The organism is Photobacterium aquae (assembly GCF_001029445.1).
Taxonomy (GTDB): domain Bacteria; phylum Pseudomonadota; class Gammaproteobacteria; order Enterobacterales; family Vibrionaceae; genus Photobacterium; species Photobacterium aquae.
Genome location: NZ_LDOT01000005.1, coordinates 27,939 through 44,061 on the forward strand (window position 1 = coordinate 27,939; position 16,123 = coordinate 44,061).

At 57.4% G+C, this 16,123-nt stretch carries 16 protein-coding genes; 10 read left to right on the forward strand and 6 right to left on the reverse strand.

Annotation, left to right across the window (positions count from 1 at the left end):
• Nucleotides 1-82 precede the first annotated feature (82 nt).
• Nucleotides 83-1,573, reverse strand: coding sequence for a guanosine-5'-triphosphate,3'-diphosphate diphosphatase (gene gppA / locus ABT56_RS04615; RefSeq protein ID WP_047877874.1), 1,491 nt, complete (start codon nucleotides 1,571-1,573; stop codon nucleotides 83-85).
• Between the two features lie 15 nt (nucleotides 1,574-1,588).
• Nucleotides 1,589-2,893, reverse strand: a complete 1,305-nt coding sequence (gene rhlB / locus ABT56_RS04620; protein WP_047877696.1) for an ATP-dependent RNA helicase RhlB — start codon at nucleotides 2,891-2,893, stop codon at nucleotides 1,589-1,591.
• A gap of 113 nt (nucleotides 2,894-3,006) precedes the next feature.
• Between rhlB and trxA the strand changes: the two genes are divergently transcribed.
• The 5 genes from trxA to fre all read left to right on the forward strand — a co-directional run bounded on the left by trxA (nucleotide 3,007) and on the right by fre (nucleotide 7,894).
• Complete coding sequence (gene trxA / locus ABT56_RS04625) at nucleotides 3,007-3,333, forward strand: thioredoxin TrxA (protein WP_047877697.1); 327 nt, start codon at nucleotides 3,007-3,009, stop codon at nucleotides 3,331-3,333.
• Nucleotides 3,334-3,528: 195 nt separating this feature from the next.
• On the forward strand, nucleotides 3,529-4,794 hold the full coding sequence (gene rho / locus ABT56_RS04630; RefSeq protein WP_047877698.1) for a transcription termination factor Rho: 1,266 nt from the start codon (nucleotides 3,529-3,531) through the stop codon (nucleotides 4,792-4,794).
• A 210-nt stretch (nucleotides 4,795-5,004) separates the two neighbouring features.
• Nucleotides 5,005-6,864: a 4-hydroxy-3-polyprenylbenzoate decarboxylase gene (gene ubiD / locus ABT56_RS04635; protein WP_047877699.1), complete on the forward strand. Its 1,860-nt coding sequence runs from the start codon at nucleotides 5,005-5,007 to the stop codon at nucleotides 6,862-6,864.
• 46 nt (nucleotides 6,865-6,910) lie between these two features.
• Nucleotides 6,911-7,174: a 2Fe-2S iron-sulfur cluster-binding protein gene (locus ABT56_RS04640; RefSeq protein WP_047877700.1), complete on the forward strand. Its 264-nt coding sequence runs from the start codon at nucleotides 6,911-6,913 to the stop codon at nucleotides 7,172-7,174.
• A 9-nt stretch (nucleotides 7,175-7,183) separates the two neighbouring features.
• The gene (gene fre / locus ABT56_RS04645) at nucleotides 7,184-7,894 is read left to right on the forward strand and encodes an NAD(P)H-flavin reductase (protein ID WP_047877701.1); all 711 of its coding nucleotides are present in this window, start codon (nucleotides 7,184-7,186) and stop codon (nucleotides 7,892-7,894) included.
• Nucleotides 7,895-7,961: 67 nt separating this feature from the next.
• Here the strand turns inward: fre and ABT56_RS04650 are convergent, their stop codons facing one another.
• Together ABT56_RS04650 and ABT56_RS04655 are read right to left on the reverse strand one after the other, a co-directional pair.
• The gene (locus ABT56_RS04650) at nucleotides 7,962-8,843 is read right to left on the reverse strand and encodes a carboxylate/amino acid/amine transporter (protein ID WP_047877702.1); all 882 of its coding nucleotides are present in this window, start codon (nucleotides 8,841-8,843) and stop codon (nucleotides 7,962-7,964) included.
• Between the two features lie 216 nt (nucleotides 8,844-9,059).
• Nucleotides 9,060-9,482, reverse strand: coding sequence for a universal stress protein (locus ABT56_RS04655; RefSeq protein WP_047877703.1), 423 nt, complete (start codon nucleotides 9,480-9,482; stop codon nucleotides 9,060-9,062).
• A gap of 282 nt (nucleotides 9,483-9,764) precedes the next feature.
• Between ABT56_RS04655 and ftnA the strand changes: the two genes are divergently transcribed.
• The 5 genes from ftnA to ABT56_RS04680 all read left to right on the forward strand — a co-directional run bounded on the left by ftnA (nucleotide 9,765) and on the right by ABT56_RS04680 (nucleotide 14,044).
• Entirely contained in the window at nucleotides 9,765-10,292 is a 528-nt protein-coding gene (gene ftnA, locus ABT56_RS04660; RefSeq protein WP_047877704.1) for a non-heme ferritin, read from the forward strand.
• A gap of 76 nt (nucleotides 10,293-10,368) precedes the next feature.
• The gene (gene uspB / locus ABT56_RS04665; protein WP_047877705.1) at nucleotides 10,369-10,707 is read left to right on the forward strand and encodes a universal stress protein UspB; all 339 of its coding nucleotides are present in this window, start codon (nucleotides 10,369-10,371) and stop codon (nucleotides 10,705-10,707) included.
• A 106-nt stretch (nucleotides 10,708-10,813) separates the two neighbouring features.
• Nucleotides 10,814-11,920, forward strand: coding sequence for a mechanosensitive ion channel family protein (locus ABT56_RS04670; RefSeq protein ID WP_047877706.1), 1,107 nt, complete (start codon nucleotides 10,814-10,816; stop codon nucleotides 11,918-11,920).
• A gap of 143 nt (nucleotides 11,921-12,063) precedes the next feature.
• On the forward strand, nucleotides 12,064-13,251 hold the full coding sequence (locus ABT56_RS04675; RefSeq protein WP_047877707.1) for a BaiN/RdsA family NAD(P)/FAD-dependent oxidoreductase: 1,188 nt from the start codon (nucleotides 12,064-12,066) through the stop codon (nucleotides 13,249-13,251).
• Nucleotides 13,252-13,504: 253 nt separating this feature from the next.
• Nucleotides 13,505-14,044 (forward strand): DUF3332 domain-containing protein, encoded by a 540-nt coding sequence (locus tag ABT56_RS04680; protein WP_047877708.1) that lies wholly within the window; start codon nucleotides 13,505-13,507, stop codon nucleotides 14,042-14,044.
• Nucleotides 14,045-14,098: 54 nt separating this feature from the next.
• On the opposite strand, the gene ABT56_RS04685 is transcribed toward ABT56_RS04680, so the two are convergent.
• Together ABT56_RS04685 and ABT56_RS04690 are read right to left on the reverse strand one after the other, a co-directional pair.
• A complete protein-coding gene (locus ABT56_RS04685; RefSeq protein WP_047877709.1) occupies nucleotides 14,099-14,668 on the reverse strand; it encodes a TetR/AcrR family transcriptional regulator in 570 nt (189 codons plus the stop codon).
• A 10-nt stretch (nucleotides 14,669-14,678) separates the two neighbouring features.
• Nucleotides 14,679-16,115, reverse strand: coding sequence for a coniferyl aldehyde dehydrogenase (locus tag ABT56_RS04690; RefSeq protein ID WP_047877710.1), 1,437 nt, complete (start codon nucleotides 16,113-16,115; stop codon nucleotides 14,679-14,681).
• Nucleotides 16,116-16,123 lie beyond the last annotated feature (8 nt).

Sequence of the window (16,123 nt, forward strand, 5' to 3'; positions counted from 1 at the left end):
TTGCTCTGCCAATTAGAACGTGGAACGAACCGATAATAAAAAAGCACCCATTGGGTGCTTTTTTTTGTTGGTGGTGCGGGAGTTACTCACTGGCAATGAGGGTCAGCGGCCAGCCCATGTCGCTCTGGCGGTTTGCCTCTTGTTGCAGCTCGGCATCGGTCAGCGGGTTGGCGGCCAGCCAGCTTGCCGGTAGGGTCAGGCTCAGCTTGTTGTCCGTAACGTCCAGCGTAAATGGCGGCTGGTGGCAGTGGTCGCGGCGATGGCACAGGATCACGGCCAGACGGAGCAGGCGCAATAGTCGGGTTGCGCTCGGAGCCGACAGGGCATGTTGCTCCGGCAGGCTGCTTAGCTGCTCACGGTAGCGACGCAGCAATTCGCCGATCAGGTGCTTCTGGGCCCGGGTAAAACCGGGCAGGTCACTATGGTGGATCAGGTAGGCGGCATGCTCGCCGCTCTTCTTGAATTCCACCATGGTGCCGATCTCGTGCAGACCTGCACAGGCTTTCAGTAGGTAGCGGGCTTGGGGCTCAAGTTGCCAGGCCGACTGGCAGGCATCGAGCAGGTTGAGCGCGGTACCGGTGACTTCGGCAGCATGGCCGGTGTCGAGCTGGAAGCGATTTTGCAGACTGGCCAGCGTGCGTTCGCGAACATCATGGTGGCGCATCTGGGTCATCATGTCATAGACCATACCTTCGCGCAGGGCACCGCCAGCAAGGGTCATCGATTCAATGCCGAGCGATTCGAAAATCGCGATCAGGATAGACAGCCCGCTCGGGAAGACCAGAGCGCGCTCGAGCGTCAGGCCCTCGATATCGAGATCTTCCAGTCGCTCGTATTGCATGGCTTGGCGTTGCATCCGCTTGAGTTTGGCGAGGGTGATAATCTCGTCCATTCCTTGGGCCAGCATAATTTCCTGCAGGGCCTGGACAGTACCACTGGCGCCGACACAGGTCGTCCACCCTAGAGTCTGGTACTGCTCAACGATAGGGCTAATCGCTGCCTTGGCTGCGGTAATGGCCGTATCGAAGTTGGCTGCCGTCAGCGCGCGATCCTTGAAGTAGCGTTCGAGCCAAGTGACACAGCCGATCTTGAGGCTGGTCAGGGCGCTGGCATCGAACCCTTCGCCGATAATGACTTCGGTACTGGCTCCGCCGATGTCGACGACAAGACGCTTGCCGCAGCCGCCGGAGGTATGGGCCACGCCCTGATAGATGATCCGGGCCTCTTCCTCACCGGGAATGATCTGGATCGGGTAACCGAGAATCTTCTCGGCCTTGGAAAGAAAGGCATTGGCGTTAACCGCAGTACGAAGCGCTGCGGTACCGACGATGCGGATGTTTGCCGCTGGGATATCTTGCAGGCGTTCGGCAAACAGGCTCAGGCAGTCCCACCCCCGTTGCATGGCATCAAGGCTAAGCTCGTTGTTGCTGTTCAGTCCTGCCGCCAGGCGGACTTTGCGTTTGATCTTGGCCAGTGTCTGGACGGTGCCAGCGATGTCTCTGACAATCCACATATGGAAGCTGTTAGAGCCGAGATCAATCGCGGCATACAAGGGTGATACTGTTCTTTCCATGGTCATATCTACCGGTTACTGCTGTTTGTTTTGCTGTGGACGGCGACGGCCGCGCTGGCGTGACTGTCCTTGGCGTGACGAAGAGCCGTTACGGCGGCCGCCGCTCTGACGTGGTGAGCGTGGGACGTGAACCGGTGGTGGCAAATCGTCGAGCAGGGCATCCGCATTGTACTTTGACAGTGGGATTGCATGCTCAATATAGGTTTCGATCGCTGGTAGGTTGATCGCGTACTCTTCACAGGCGAAGCTGATCGAGTGGCCGCTGGCCCCAGCTCGGCCGGTACGGCCGATACGGTGGACGTAGTCCTCGGCATCGTCAGGCAGATCGTAGTTGAATACGTGTGTCACCTGCGGGATATGCAGGCCGCGTGCCGCCACATCGGTGGCAACCAGTACGTCCAGCTCACCTTGGGTGAATTGTTCCAAAATACGCACGCGCTTCTTCTGCGGTACGTCGCCGGTCAGCAGGCCGACACGGATCTGGTCTGCCATCAGGTGCGCCCAGATATCCTCGCAGCGGTGCTTGGTGTTGGCAAACACGATCGCGCGATCAGGCCATTCTTCTTCCAGCAGGGTCTGCAGCAGGCGCATTTTGTCCTGGTTGGACGGGTAGAACAGCTCTTCTTGAATGCGGTGGCCGGTCTTCTGCTCAGGCTCTACCACAACGCTTGCCGGATCGTTCATGTGCTCGAACGCCAGCTCTTTCACGCGGTAGGACAAGGTGGCCGAGAACAGCATGTTCAGACGCTCAGTCGGCGCAGGCATACGGCGGAACAGGAAGCGGATATCTTTGATGAAGCCAAGGTCGAACATACGGTCGGCTTCGTCTAGCACAACAGCTTGAATCGAACTCAGGTCGATAACGCGCTGCTTGAAGAAATCAATGATCCGGCCGCAAGTGCCGATCAGGATGTCGACGCCATCTTCCAGAATTTTCTGCTGTTTTTCGTAGGCTTCGCCGCCATAGGCCAGGCCTGCGGTCAGTCCGGTGCTTGCAATCAGCGGCTTGGCATCGTTATAAATCTGGATGGCCAGCTCGCGGGTTGGTGCCATAATAATGGCACGGGGATGGTTTTGTTTGCGTCCCTCTTTGGCTGGCGTTAGCAGCAAATGGTTAAAAGTCGCGGTCAGGAAAGCCAGGGTTTTCCCTGTACCCGTCTGGGCTTGACCTGCAATATCACGGCCGGAGAGCACTACCGGCAATGCCTGCGCCTGGATAGGCGTACAACTGTGGAAACCATGGGCTTCCAGTCCTTGTAAAACCTGAGGCTCTAGCCCCAGATCGGCAAATTTTTGCTCTGTGATGTGAGTCGTCTTCATTCGTATAGAATATCAGCTTAGGGTTGCATTACGAAACGGATTCCATTCAAATAGGGCATCGATTTGCTGGTTAAAATCAAATCAGCTAAGAAAATCAACCATTGGAGTGGAAGATGAGCGACAAGATTGTGCAGCTGACAGACGAAAGTTTCGAAAGCGACGTAATTAATGCTGCAGGCCCGGTACTAGTCGATTTCTGGGCAGAATGGTGTGGTCCTTGCAAAATGATCGCCCCTATTCTGGACGAGATCGCTAACGAATACGAAGGCCAGCTGACGATTGGTAAACTAAACATCGACCAGAACGCGGCAACCCCACCAAAATTCGGTATCCGCGGTATCCCAACTCTGCTACTTTTCAAAGACGGCAGCGTGGCGGCGACCAAAGTCGGTGCGCTTTCCAAGAGCCAGCTGAAAGAGTTCCTAGACGCGAACCTGTAACAGCCGGTGTCGAACCATGCACAATTTCTCAGTTGTGCATGGTTTGACAAACGTCTATGCTAGACGGATACGATCATTGGTGCTAACTTATTGCACGTATACTTCAGTATCGTTCATTCCTTGACCAGCCCTATAGGTCAACTTCATCTCAACCAATATAGAACCCCAATTTTGACTGACAAGAAACCCACCACTATGAATCTAACTGAATTGAAAAACCAACCTATTTCACAGTTGGTTGCGCTTGGCGAAAGTTTAGGACTGGAAAACCTAGCGCGTTTGAGAAAACAAGATATTATCTTTGCAATTCTCAAGCAGCATGCGAAAAGTGGTGAGGACATTTTTGGCGATGGTGTTCTAGAGATTCTGCAAGACGGCTTCGGCTTCCTTCGCTCTGCAGACAGTTCTTACCTTGCTGGTCCCGACGATATCTACGTTTCTCCTAGCCAAATCCGCCGCTTCAACCTTCGTACCGGTGACACCATTTCCGGTAAAATCCGCCCGCCTAAAGATGGCGAACGTTACTTTGCCCTGCTGAAGGTTAACGAAGTTAACTACGACAAGCCGGACAATGCCCGTAACAAGATCCTGTTCGAAAACTTGACTCCGCTGCACGCTAACGAGCGTATGCGTATGGAGCGTGGCAACGGTTCTACCGAAGATATCACGGCGCGCGTACTGGATTTGGCATCGCCAATCGGTAAGGGCCAGCGTGGCTTGATCGTGGCACCGCCGAAAGCCGGTAAGACCATGTTGCTGCAGAACATCGCCCAGAGCATTACCTACAACCACCCTGAGTGTGAGCTGATGGTACTGCTTATCGATGAGCGTCCTGAAGAAGTGACCGAGATGCAGCGTCTGGTTAAAGGCGAAGTGATTGCCTCTACGTTCGATGAGCCAGCTTCTCGTCACGTACAGGTTGCCGAGATGGTAATCGAGAAGGCCAAGCGTCTGGTTGAACACAAGAAAGACGTGGTTATCCTGCTTGACTCTATCACGCGTCTGGCTCGTGCTTACAACACCGTTATCCCATCATCAGGCAAGGTTCTGACCGGTGGTGTGGATGCTAACGCCCTGCACCGTCCGAAGCGTTTCTTCGGTGCGGCACGTAACGTGGAAGAGGGCGGCAGCCTGACTATCATCGCAACGGCGCTGGTTGATACCGGTTCTAAGATGGATGAAGTTATCTACGAAGAATTCAAGGGTACAGGTAACATGGAACTGCACCTGTCACGCAAGATTGCCGAGAAGCGCGTCTTCCCTGCGATCGACTTCAACCGTTCGGGTACCCGCCGCGAGGAGCTGCTGGCCAAGCCGGACGAGCTGCAGAAGATGTGGATCCTGCGCAAGATTGTCCACCCAATGGGCGAGACAGACAGCATGGAATTTTTGATCGACAAGTTGGGCATGACCAAGACCAACGACGAGTTCTTCGATGCGATGCGTCGCCAGAATTCATAATTTCACGCTGTGATCACAGATTGTCAAACGCCACCCCCGGGTGGCGTTTTTTATTGCCTGTCCATTGGGCATACTGCTATGAATTGCTGTTCGATTGCTGGATTGTTGCGAGTAGACTCCAGCTTGGGGTAAGTTGGGTATAATAATCATTTTCGCTCCTTCATGCAGATACTGGGAGGGGGCGTTGTCGGACATGGGTAACAATCATCGATGAAATTCAAGGATCTGCGCGACTTCATTGCCTATCTTGAGCAGGAAGGGCAACTGAAGCGAATCAAGCAGCCGGTCGATCCGGTTCAGGAAATCACTGAGATTTGCGATCGCACCCTACGGGCGGGTGGACCGGCATTGCTGTTTGAAAACCCCGTTGGCTATGGCATGCCGGTACTGGCCAACTTGTTCGGCACTCCGGGGCGGGTAGCCATCGGGATGGGGCGGCATGATGTCCGGGAGTTGCGCGAGGTGGGCAAGCTGCTGGCCTATCTCAAGGAGCCCGAGCCGCCGCGCGGTTTCCGTGATGCCATCGACAAGCTCCCGCTCTTCAAGCAGGTGCTGAACATGCCGGTAAAACGGCTGCGCAAGGCTCCGTGCCAGGAGGTGGTCTGGCAGGGCGACGAGGTGGATCTCGACAAGATTCCGGTGATGAGTTGCTGGCCGGGGGATGTTGCACCACTGCTGACCTGGGGGCTGACGATTACCAAGGGGCCGCACAAGAAGCGCCAGAACCTCGGTATCTACCGTCAGCAGAAGCTGGGCAAGAACAAGGTGATCATGCGCTGGTTGGCCCACCGTGGCGGCGCGCTGGATCTGCGTGACTGGATGGAGACCCATCCCGGCGAGCCGTTTCCGGTGACAGTGGCGTTCGGTGCCGATCCGGCAACAATTCTCGGGGCCGTGACCCCTGTGCCCGATACCCTGTCGGAGTACGCCTTTGCAGGCCTGCTGCGGGGTTGCAAGACCGAGGTGGTGAAGAGCCTCAGCAATGACTTGGAGGTACCGGCCAGTGCGGAAATCGTGCTGGAAGGATATATCTATCCGAATGAGTTTGCCGATGAAGGGCCATACGGCGATCACACCGGTTACTACAACGAGGTGGAGCGTCATCATGTGTTCACCATCACCCATGTCACGATGCGCCGCGATCCGATCTACCACAGCACCTATACCGGCCGTCCGCCCGATGAGCCAGCGGTGCTGGGCGTCGCGTTGAACGAAGTGTTCGTGCCGATATTGCAAAAGCAATTTCCGGAGATCACCGATTTCTACCTGCCACCGGAGGGGTGCTCCTACCGGATGGCGGTCGTCACCATGAAGAAGCAGTACCCGGGTCATGCCAAGCGCGTGATGATGGGGGTGTGGTCGTTCCTGCGTCAGTTCATGTACACCAAGTTCGTGGTGGTATGTGACGAAGATGTCGATGCCCGCGACTGGGGCAGCGTGGTCAAGGCGATGGGCGGCCATATGGATCCGGCTCGCGATACCCTGGTTATCGACAGCACGCCGATAGACTCGCTGGATTTTGCCTCGCCGGTGGTGGGGCTGGGCTCTAAGATGGGGGTGGACGCGACCCGCAAATGGGAGGCTGAAATTGCCCTGGGTGGCGAGGTGGCTTCCCCTGCGATGCTAGCGCCAGAGGCGCTGATCACTGCGGTGCGCGGGGCCTGTCCTGAAATTATTGACCTACACTTGCCCGATGGCGAAGGCAAGATGGCCATCGCGACGGTAGACAAGCAGGCTGCCGGTCTTGGGCCGGATCTGCTGGCTCGGATGTGGGCGGCTGCGGGTGACACCGGTGCATTGGCTCTGGTTATTCTGTGTGATGCCGGTGACGTCAACGGCCGTGATTGGAATGATGTGATCTGGGCGGTGACGACGCGGATGGATCCGGGGCGTGACAGCTTGATCGTGCCTGATGGCAATGGCGGTTCGCGTATGGGGTGGGATGCAACCAACAAGTGGCCGAGTGAAACCGGTCATCACCCGCGCGAGTGGGGGACGCCTATCAGCAAAGATCCGGCTGTTGTTGCTCGGGTCGATGCGATGTGGGATTCTCTTGGGATCCCCGGATAATAACGAATACGCTGCCCGGGTCTGTCTGGGCAGCAAGAGAAAACCTATGTACCAAGTGCGCCTGCTGCCTCATGATATAACCTTTAAGACTGACGGGGACGACTCCGTCCTTGAGGCTGCGCTCAACGCAGGCATTGCGTTTCCCAACCGCTGTCAGGTTGGGGCGTGTGCCATGTGCCTGTGCCGCAAACTGCAAGGCACTGTCCGCTACCCGCTTGAACCCATGCTCACCGAGCGTGAGCAGGAGGAAGGGTGGATTTTTGCGTGCCAGGCAATGGCAACCAGTGACTTGGTACTCCAGCTAGATTAGAGGAAGAGAATGTCCATCAAGTGTGAAGTAACGTCGGTCGAGCCTGTGGCCTGCCATACCTACCGTATCCTGCTTAAGCCCGAGCAACCTGTGCCGTTCAAGGCGGGTCAGTACCTGCTGGCGGTGATGGGCGAGAAAGACAAGCGTCCGTTCTCCATTGCTAGCAGCCCGTGCCGCGATGGTGAGTTGGAGCTGCATATCGGTGCGGCCGAGCACAACGCCTACGCGATGGAGGTGGTTGAGGCTATGCGGGCAGCGCTGGACAATGGCAGAACGGTTGAGGTTGAGGCCCCGCACGGTGAAGCATGGGTGCGTGCCGACAGTGACAAGCCTCTGCTGCTGATTGCTGGGGGAACCGGATTTTCTTACGTGCGCAGTATTTTGGATAACTGCCTGAGCCGAGGTGTCTCGCAGCCGATTTTCGTTTACTGGGGCGGTCGTGATGTGTGTCAGTTGTACGCCAACGATGAACTGGCTGAGTTGGCGGCCAAACACGCCAACCTGACCTACGTGCCGGTGGTGGAGAATGCCCCGGCCGATTGGCAAGGCAAGGTCGGTAATGTGCTGGAAGCGGTCTGTGATGATTTCGTGAGCCTGTCGGCCTACGATATCTATATCTGCGGCCGTTTTGAGATGGCGGGTGCGGCCCGTGAGATGTTCTCGGCCGAAAAGGGTGCCGAGCGCGAGCGGATGTTCGCCGATGCCTTTTCGTTTATTTGATTCCATCGGTTGAGTCATAAAAAAGCGAGGCCCTGGCCTCGCTTTTTTGTGCCCATGACATGGGCGATTAGGCTTTGTTGAGAGCCTTTTGCCGTTGTACCCGCTTGACCCAGGTCTCGTTGAGCCACAACGAGGCCATGATGATCGCCCCGCCGAGGATCAGGCGCGGGTAGTCGACGTCGCGGTTCCAGATCACGATGTTGACGATAAGGCCGGCCGGGACCAGGGCGTTGTTCATGATCGCCAGTGCGCCGGCGTTGACCAGGGTCGCGCCTTTGTTCCACAGGTAATAGCCAAGCCCCGAAGCGACGATGCCGAGATAGACGAGGATCCCCCACTGGGTATCGGTGGTCGGCAGTTTGTCGGTGTTGCCAAAGAGCAGGAACATCGGCAGGGCGACGCAGACCGCCCCGAGGTAGAACAGGCCGAACACCGTATGCTGTGGCAGGTCGGCGTTTTCCTTTTCCATTGTCAGTTTGTAGCCGACCTGACCGATGGCAAAGCTGAGGTTCGCCCCTTGGACAATCAGAAAGCCGGTAATGAAGTTCTCGTTGATCCCCTCGAATTTGATCACCGCAGCCCCGAGTACGGCGATGGCGGCGGTGGCCAGGTACCATGCCGAGAATCGGCGGTGCAGCAAATCGTAGATCAGGGTGACGTAGATTGGGGTGAAGATGGTGAACAGCAGGACTTCGGGCACGCTGAGGTAGAGGAACGACTGATAATAGAAGCAGTACATGATCCCGAGCTGGAAGGCGCCGACAGTCATCAGCTTGAGGACCAGTGCGCGGTGCAGGTGCTGGCGGCGCAGGAACGGCAGAAACACCAGTGCTGCGAGGCAGACCCGGGTCAGCACCGAGAACCAGCTGTCAACTTGGCCGGCAAGGTAGACGCCGATCAGGCTGAAGGAAAAGGCCCACAGTAGGGTGACGGCAGAAAGATATCCCATAGCATTCTTCGCGGTAGTGGTGGATTGACGGCCGCTAGTGTAGCGAATTATGGCGTTATTCTACATGCCCGCGCGACAGGGAGGGGGCTGGTAGGAGCAGACAGTGATCGCCCCCGGCGAGATCGGCGTAACGTGTTAGGTGATGAAACGAAAAGGGCGAGCCTCCCTGTTCGGTGGCTCGCCCTTGCAAGATTCGTTATTGAGAAAGGGTCAGGCTTATTTCAGCGGCACCATCAGCATGTCGACCGGTGAGCGGTTGATCAGCTGCTTGGCGGAGCTGAGGATTTTGCTCCAGAAGTCCTGGTGATGACCACAGACAACCAGTTCGATGTCCAGCTCCTGAATGGCATGGCAAATTTCGTCGCTCAGATCACCGCTGCCGACCAGGGTGTGCGCGACTGGGCAGTTGGCCTTGTCGGCGAGGGCCTGAAGCTGTTTCTGGGCGTCGTCGGCCATCTTGTGCTGGGCGTCGGCCAGGTTGATATCAATCAGGCCGGTATAGAGCTCGGCGTAGTTTACGTCGATGTGGATCAGCGACAGCTTGGCATCGAGGGCATTGGCCAGCTCGGCGGCTTTGGTGACGAGGGTGAGGCTTTCATCTGACAAGTCGATGGCAACCAGAATGTGTTTGTAAGCCATAGCTTGTACTCCTTGACCTAGGGTTGTTGGTTTTATGCTATCACCGGGTATGGTGAAAAAACATTACTCGGATCGCAACTTGGTAACCGTGGTTGTGGCAGTGTGAGCAAGGGAAATGGCTGAAACTTCAGGCTTATTGGCATGCCTTCATCAAGCTGTCCATGCACCCCGTTGCCATCCGTTGAGTTGCATTCTCAGTGGGGCGTTGTGACAATGAGGTAAAGACCGATTTCGTTCCAGTTGGCGAGATTGGTATACACTAGAATAGAAAGGAGTAGTGAGATGTTAGCTCAGACAATGGTAGAAAAGCTCAACGAGCAGATTAATTTGGAATTCTTTTCCTCTAATTTGTACCTGCAGATGAGTGCGTGGTGCGAGGACAAGGGTTTTGAAGGGGCCGCTGAATTCCTGCGTGTCCATGCTGCTGAAGAGATGACGCACATGCAGCGCCTGTTTACCTATGTGAGCGAAACGGGTGCCTTGCCTATTCTGGGGGCGATCGACGCACCCAAGCATGAGTTTGCCTCGTTGGGTGATGTATTCCGCGAAACGTATGAGCACGAGCAGCTGATCACCGAGAAGATCAACAAGCTGGCGCATGCTGCTTTTACCAGTCAGGACTACTCGACGTTTAACTTCTTGCAGTGGTATGTCGCAGAACAACACGAAGAAGAAAAACTATTCAAAGGCATTTTGGACAAGATTGAGTTGGTGGGTGAAGACGGCAAGGCTCTGTTCTTCATCGACAAAGACTTGGCAGCGATGGCCAAGGCTGAATCGACGTCTGTGATGGATACCACAGCAGGCTGATCAGGGACGGGGACATGCTTGCCATGTCCCTATTCATATCGGGTTAGCCGCTGGATGTTGTTTGTTGGGGGCAAATATGATTAGTGGTGATGCTCTTGTTCTTGCACTTTTTTTAGTGGCAGTTGTTAATGTTTCTCGTTATGTCAGTACGTTGCGAACGTTGTTGGCCGTGATGCGCGAATGTGACCCTCTTCTTTACCAGCAGGTCGACGGGCGTGGTTTTTTCTCCTCTCAGGGGAATGTGTCCAAGCAGATCCGCCTGTTCCACTATATCCGCAGCCAGCAGTACCAAAAACACCATGATCCTGTATTTATGGAAAAATGCGTCAAGGTACGGCGTCTGTTTGTGCTGGCCAGCACCTACCTCATGGTGTTTTTCATCTCAATCTTTGTCGTTGCCTATCTTGGGATTTAGCGACAGCCCGAGCTTGGCCCAACGAATTGGCCTGCCGGACTTGCGATCCTTTTAGGGGCACACTACCTTAGCAACCCAAAGACATTTGACTAGTCATAAGGTTGCGATGAATCGTATATATCAATGGTGGGAATCCCTGCACCAAGGCGTCAGCCAAGACTGGATGGGCAATGTTGGCCTGCTGCTACTGCTCAGTGCCTGTCTGTGGGCCGGTTGGCAGTTGCTGATGCGGCATTTGCTGCGGGCCACTGCCAAGACCCGCCTGATCTGGGACGAGGCCCTGGTTGAGGCTGTTAGGCGGCCGGTCAGTTGGCTGATCTGGTTGTGGCCAGCGGCGTTCTCTCTAGGGGTGCTGATCGAAAACACCTCGACCCATTCTGGTGCGTTTCTTGACACCCTGCGCCAGTTGATGCTGGTGTGGACGGTGATCTGGGTGCTGCTGCGGTTGATCAGCAACGCCGAGGAGGCGATGAGCCGGACCGCGAAAGACGCCACGACGATTGCCGCCGTGTCGAAGGTGCTGCGCCTGACCGTGATGGTGATCGGTGGGTTGGCCATGATGCAGAATTTGGGCTTGAGCCTGTCGGGGGTATTGACCTTCGGTGGGGTCGGCGGCCTGATTGTCGGTATGGCGGCCAAGGACTTGCTGGCAAACTTCTTCGGGGCGGCGATGATCTACTTCGACCGCCCGTTCAAGTTGGGCGACTGGATCCGCAGTCCCGATCGTCAGATTGAGGGTACGGTTGAGAAAATTGGCTTTCGGGTCACCATGATCCGGACATTCGACAAGCGCCCGCTCTATGTGCCCAACTCGGTGTTCAGCTCGATTGTGGTCGAGAACGCCTCGCGGATGCTCAATCGCCGGATCAAGCAGACGGTCAGCCTGCGCTACCAGGATGCGGACAAAGTCGCGGCGGTGGTGAAGGACATCAAGGCGATGCTGAGCCTCCATCCCGATATCGATACCACTCAGACCCTGATCGTCAGTTTTGACAACTACGGCCCGTCGTCGCTCGATATTCTGGTGTATACCTTCACCAAGACCGTTGCTTGGGTCGAGTACAAGGAGGTCCAGCAGGACGTGATGCTGAAAATCGTCGAGATCGTCAAAGAGCATGGCGCCGATTTTGCCTTCCCGACCATGACATTGGATCTGCCGGAGCCCGACGGCATGCTGCAGGCACAGCCTGTCCCGGGGCTCAAGCAGGGATAAGCCGTTGCCTTCGGGCGTGGTACGCAGGTAAACTCTGCCTGCCGGCAAAGGTATTGTCGGATGCAGATTGGAGAGGGATGCCCGCCATGAGGTGGGGCATCCTTTTTTTGTAACTAGGCCCAAGGGCCGATAGCGGTGGCAAGATGGCAGAGAAATTTGATGTAGTGATTATCGGCGCGGGTGCTGCGGGCCTGATGTGCGCAGCAGCAGCCGGCAAGCGCGGGCGCAAGGTGCTGGTGGTGGATAACGGCAAGAAGCCGGGACGCAAAATCCTGATTTCCGGCGGCGGCCGCTGCAACTTCACCAACTATGACGTATCGGCTGCCAACTATGTCTGCCGCAACCGCCACTTCGTCAAGTCGGCGCTGGCCCAGTACAGCCAGTGGGATTTCTTCTCGATGGTCAACGAGCACGGTATCGGCTGGGAGGAGCGCGAGCACGGCCAGTTGTTCTGCCTCGATTCGGCCAAGGATATCGTCGAGATGCTGCTCAAGGAGTGCGACTTGCCCAATGTCGGCCAGCGCTACCGCTGCGATGTTCATGATATCGAGCAGATCGACGGGGGCTTCTCTCTGAAGCTGGATACCGACACCGTCCATTGCGAGTCGTTGGTGGTAGCGACCGGCGGCCTGTCGATGCCGAAGCTGGGGGCGACGCCGTTCGGCTACCAGATCGCCGAGCAGTTCGGCCTCAAGCGGGTGCCGACCACGGCCGGGCTGGTGCCGTTCACCCTGCATGACAAGGACAAGGCCGCATTTGCCGATCTGTCCGGCATTGCCATCCCTGTCACCGTAGCCACCGAAAACGGGGTGCTGTTCAAGGAGAACCTGCTGTTTACCCACCGTGGCCTGTCCGGGCCGGTGATCCTGCAGGCGAGCTCCTACTGGACGCCGGGCGAGAAGGTCACGGTTGACTTGCTGCCGGATCTCGATGTGGTCGAAACGTTAGAGGCGATGCGCGAGAAGCACCCGGCCCAGAGCCTCAAGAACAGCCTTTCGCGCATGCTGCCAAAGCGCTTGGTCGAGGCACTGGTTGAGCGCGGGGATATCCAGGACAAGCCGCTCAAGCAGCTGAACCCGAAAGAGATCGCCGCATTGGCCGATTATCTGGCCAACTGGGCGGTGGCGCCCAACGGCACGGAGGGCTACCGCACCGCAGAGGTGACGCTGGGCGGGGTCGACACCGACGAGCTGTCATCCAAGACCATGGAGGCCAAGCAGGTGCCGGGTCTGTACTTTGTCGGCGAGGTGATGGACGTGTCCGGTTGGCTCGGCGGCTACAATTTCCAGTGGGCGTGGAGCTCCGGCTGGGTGGCCGGCCAGAACGTTTGATTTGAGTATTCTTTGAATTACAAGGCGATGCAGGGCATCGCCTTTTTCATGCCTGTCGTTTGGGTTCTGTGACTTTGCTGCGGAACGTTTGCAGGACAAATAACGCTTGTCCCACATCTTTTTCACACTTTTTTTTCAAAGGTAAAAAACAGTCAAAACCGGTACGAATTTGCTAGCCAGCTAGAGCAAATTCTCTATAATTCGCGCACTTTGTTCTTTATCCCACCAGTTCCATTTTCGGAGTTTATACCAGATGAAAAAAATCGCATTAAAAGCGGTTGCGATGACGATCCTTGCGACGTCTCTGACTGGCTGTATTGGCCAGATGGGGACATCCCAGCTTGTAACCAAGGTCAACCTGAGCGCAGTTGACAACCGTTACGCCCGTGCCGGCCTGTATGTATTGCTTGGCCCTGTATACGGCATCGCGGCAACAGCTGACCTGTTTATCTTCAACACCATCGAGTTCTGGACCGGTCGCAACCCAATTACCGGCAAGGCGCCGGCATTGGCGGATACTCCGATGAATGCGGTTATCAAGGTTAACGGCCAGCTGGATCGCCAGCTGACAACAGCCCCGCTGGCAAGCGTTCGCCAGAGCGATATCGACACGGCGACATTCCGCCAGCTGGACAACCAGACGCTGGAAATGAACGTGGCCTACACTGATGGTAAGACTGCGGTTCTGCGTGGCGAGAAAGCCGGTGATGAAGTGAACTTCTACCTTGACGGTGAGTTCATCACGGCTGTTAGCGTGGATGATCTGGAGCAGTACGCCCGTAACCAGGCTTAATTGATGGTTATGTGCCAAGAATAAATAACGGGAGCCTATCGGCTCCCGTTTTTTTTATCCGCGATGGAGACCCTGCCACAGCAACCGGAAACCGCCGTCGATATAGCTGTTCCGGTCTGCCTGAGCGGGTAGTTCGTTCAGCAGGCGGGCGGTGCCGAGGAAGTGGTGGTGGCTAAAGGCGAGCAGCAGCGGCAGCGGCAGGTCGGCGATGTCGCCTTGTTGCTGGGCCTCGAGGAGCATGGCCGGGAGAAAGGGCATGGTGGCCTCAAGCAGCTCGCTGTGGTGCCGGTTGGAGTAACCCGGGTCATGGCTGAGCTGGAGCATGAGCTGAAGCTGGTCCGGGTGGGCCTGCGCCCATGCCATAGCCCGTAGCCACAGCTGCCGGAAGCGGCTCTTGGCATTGCCCTCGAGCGGGAGGGCCGTCATGGCCGATGCCAGCGACGATTTGGCCCGGAGGTAGACCGCGACGATGAGCGCCTGCTTGGTCGGGAAATGGTGGAACAGGGTGCCGGTCGCGACCCCGGCAGACTTGGCGATGCTGGCGGTACTGGTGGCCCGGATCCCCTGCTCGACGAACAAATGCAGGGCGCTGTCGAGCAGCAGCTGTTGTTTGTTGGTCGTCATGGATGCGCTCCTAACGGGTGAAAAAAGCCAGCATCAGTTTCTGCCACCATCGGCCGTAGGGCGGCTTGACCAGCCCGGCGGTGCTGAACTTGCCACGGGCCAGAACCGTCTTGGCCTTGGAGAAGGTCAGGAATCCTTCATGGCCGTGGTAGTGCCCCATTCCTGAGGGGCCGATCCCGCCAAAAGGCGCGTCGTCGGCTGCCACGTGCATCACGGTGTCGTTGATGGCCATGCCGCCGGCGTGGGTCTGGTCGCGGACCATTGCCTGGGTCGCCGGATCGAGGCTCATCAGGTAGAGCGCGAGCGGGCGGGGGCGCTCGCGGATGTAGGCCACGGCCTGCGTCAGGTCGTCGTAGCCGATCACCGGCAGGAGCGGGCCGAAAATCTCCTCGGTCATTACGCTGAGGTCGGCGGGTACGTCGGTCAGCAGGTGCGGGACGAGGCGGTGCCGGCTGTCGTCTCGGGCATCGGCATGGCAGGGTTCGACGGCTGCGCCAGACTGCTCGGCCTCGTCGAGCCATTGGCACAGGCGCTGGTACTGGCGGGGGTTGATCACCGAGGCGAAGTCGGGATTGGCGGTCCCGCCGGGGTAATGGCGGTTGTACTGGGCCTTGAAGCGGGCAATGAAGGCCTGCTCCTGACCGCGTGGGACAAGGACATAGTCGGGGGCCACGCAGATCTGCCCGGCATTGAGGCACTTGCCGAATAGAATTCGCTCGACGGCTAGATCCAGCGGCATATCCGGGGCGATCAGGGCGGGTGACTTGCCGCCCAGCTCGAGGGTCACCGGGGTCAGGTTGTCGGCCGCGGCGCGCATGACGTGCCTGCCGACCGTCGTCGAGCCGGTGAACAGCAGGTGGTCGAACGGCAGGCGGGTGAAGTAGGCGGCCTCATCGGCCTCACCCTCGAAGACGGCGACAGTATCCTCGCTGAAGGCATCGGCCAGCAACTGGCGCAGAACCCGGTTGGTCGCCGGGGTGAACTCGCTGAGTTTGATCATTGCCCGGTTGCCCGCCGCAAGGGCGGTGATTAGCGGGCCGATGCTGAGCATGACCGGGAAGTTCCAGGGGACCACGATCCCGACCACGCCCAGTGGCTGGTAATGGACCTTGACCGAGGCCGGGGTCAGCAGTAGCCCGGCATGGCGGCGGGAGGGCTTCATCCATCCCTTGAGCTTGCGCCGGGTGTAGTTGATCGCGGCGATGCACGGCACGATGTCGGTGAGCAGGGTATCTTGGCGGTGGCGCTGGCCGAAATCCTGATCCAGGGCCTCGCACAGCGCGTTGCTGTGCGCCTTGAGGGCTTGCTTGAGGGCGTCGAGGCGGGCCTTGCGATCGTCAAGCGAGGGCATCGGCTCGGCGAGATAGGCCGCCTGCTGGCGGGCAAGGCGGTCAGCCATTTGGGTGCAGGCTGTGGTTGGGATATCAAGTTTTTCGGCGGCGGTCATAAGTAGGC

What these genes read in the sequence shown, in the direction of transcription:
- ABT56_RS04655 (WP_047877703.1), bottom strand. Translation starts at nt 9,482, where the DNA reads ATGGCTTACAAACACATTCTGGTTGCCATCGACTTGTCAGATGAAAGC.
- ABT56_RS04690 (WP_047877710.1), bottom strand. Translation starts at nt 16,115, where the DNA reads ATGACCGCCGCCGAAAAACTTGATATCCCAACCACAGCCTGCACCCAA.
- uspB (WP_047877705.1), top strand. Translation starts at nt 10,369, where the DNA reads ATGATTAGTGGTGATGCTCTTGTTCTTGCACTTTTTTTAGTGGCAGTT.
- rhlB (WP_047877696.1), bottom strand. Translation starts at nt 2,893, where the DNA reads ATGAAGACGACTCACATCACAGAGCAAAAATTTGCCGATCTGGGGCTA.
- trxA (WP_047877697.1), top strand. Translation starts at nt 3,007, where the DNA reads ATGAGCGACAAGATTGTGCAGCTGACAGACGAAAGTTTCGAAAGCGAC.
- ABT56_RS04650 (WP_047877702.1), bottom strand. Translation starts at nt 8,843, where the DNA reads ATGGGATATCTTTCTGCCGTCACCCTACTGTGGGCCTTTTCCTTCAGC.
- ubiD (WP_047877699.1), top strand. Translation starts at nt 5,005, where the DNA reads ATGAAATTCAAGGATCTGCGCGACTTCATTGCCTATCTTGAGCAGGAA.
- ftnA (WP_047877704.1), top strand. Translation starts at nt 9,765, where the DNA reads ATGTTAGCTCAGACAATGGTAGAAAAGCTCAACGAGCAGATTAATTTG.
- gppA (WP_047877874.1), bottom strand. Translation starts at nt 1,573, where the DNA reads ATGGAAAGAACAGTATCACCCTTGTATGCCGCGATTGATCTCGGCTCT.
- rho (WP_047877698.1), top strand. Translation starts at nt 3,529, where the DNA reads ATGAATCTAACTGAATTGAAAAACCAACCTATTTCACAGTTGGTTGCG.
- fre (WP_047877701.1), top strand. Translation starts at nt 7,184, where the DNA reads ATGTCCATCAAGTGTGAAGTAACGTCGGTCGAGCCTGTGGCCTGCCAT.
- ABT56_RS04680 (WP_047877708.1), top strand. Translation starts at nt 13,505, where the DNA reads ATGAAAAAAATCGCATTAAAAGCGGTTGCGATGACGATCCTTGCGACG.
- ABT56_RS04675 (WP_047877707.1), top strand. Translation starts at nt 12,064, where the DNA reads ATGGCAGAGAAATTTGATGTAGTGATTATCGGCGCGGGTGCTGCGGGC.
- ABT56_RS04640 (WP_047877700.1), top strand. Translation starts at nt 6,911, where the DNA reads ATGTACCAAGTGCGCCTGCTGCCTCATGATATAACCTTTAAGACTGAC.
- ABT56_RS04670 (WP_047877706.1), top strand. Translation starts at nt 10,814, where the DNA reads ATGAATCGTATATATCAATGGTGGGAATCCCTGCACCAAGGCGTCAGC.
- ABT56_RS04685 (WP_047877709.1), bottom strand. Translation starts at nt 14,668, where the DNA reads ATGACGACCAACAAACAACAGCTGCTGCTCGACAGCGCCCTGCATTTG.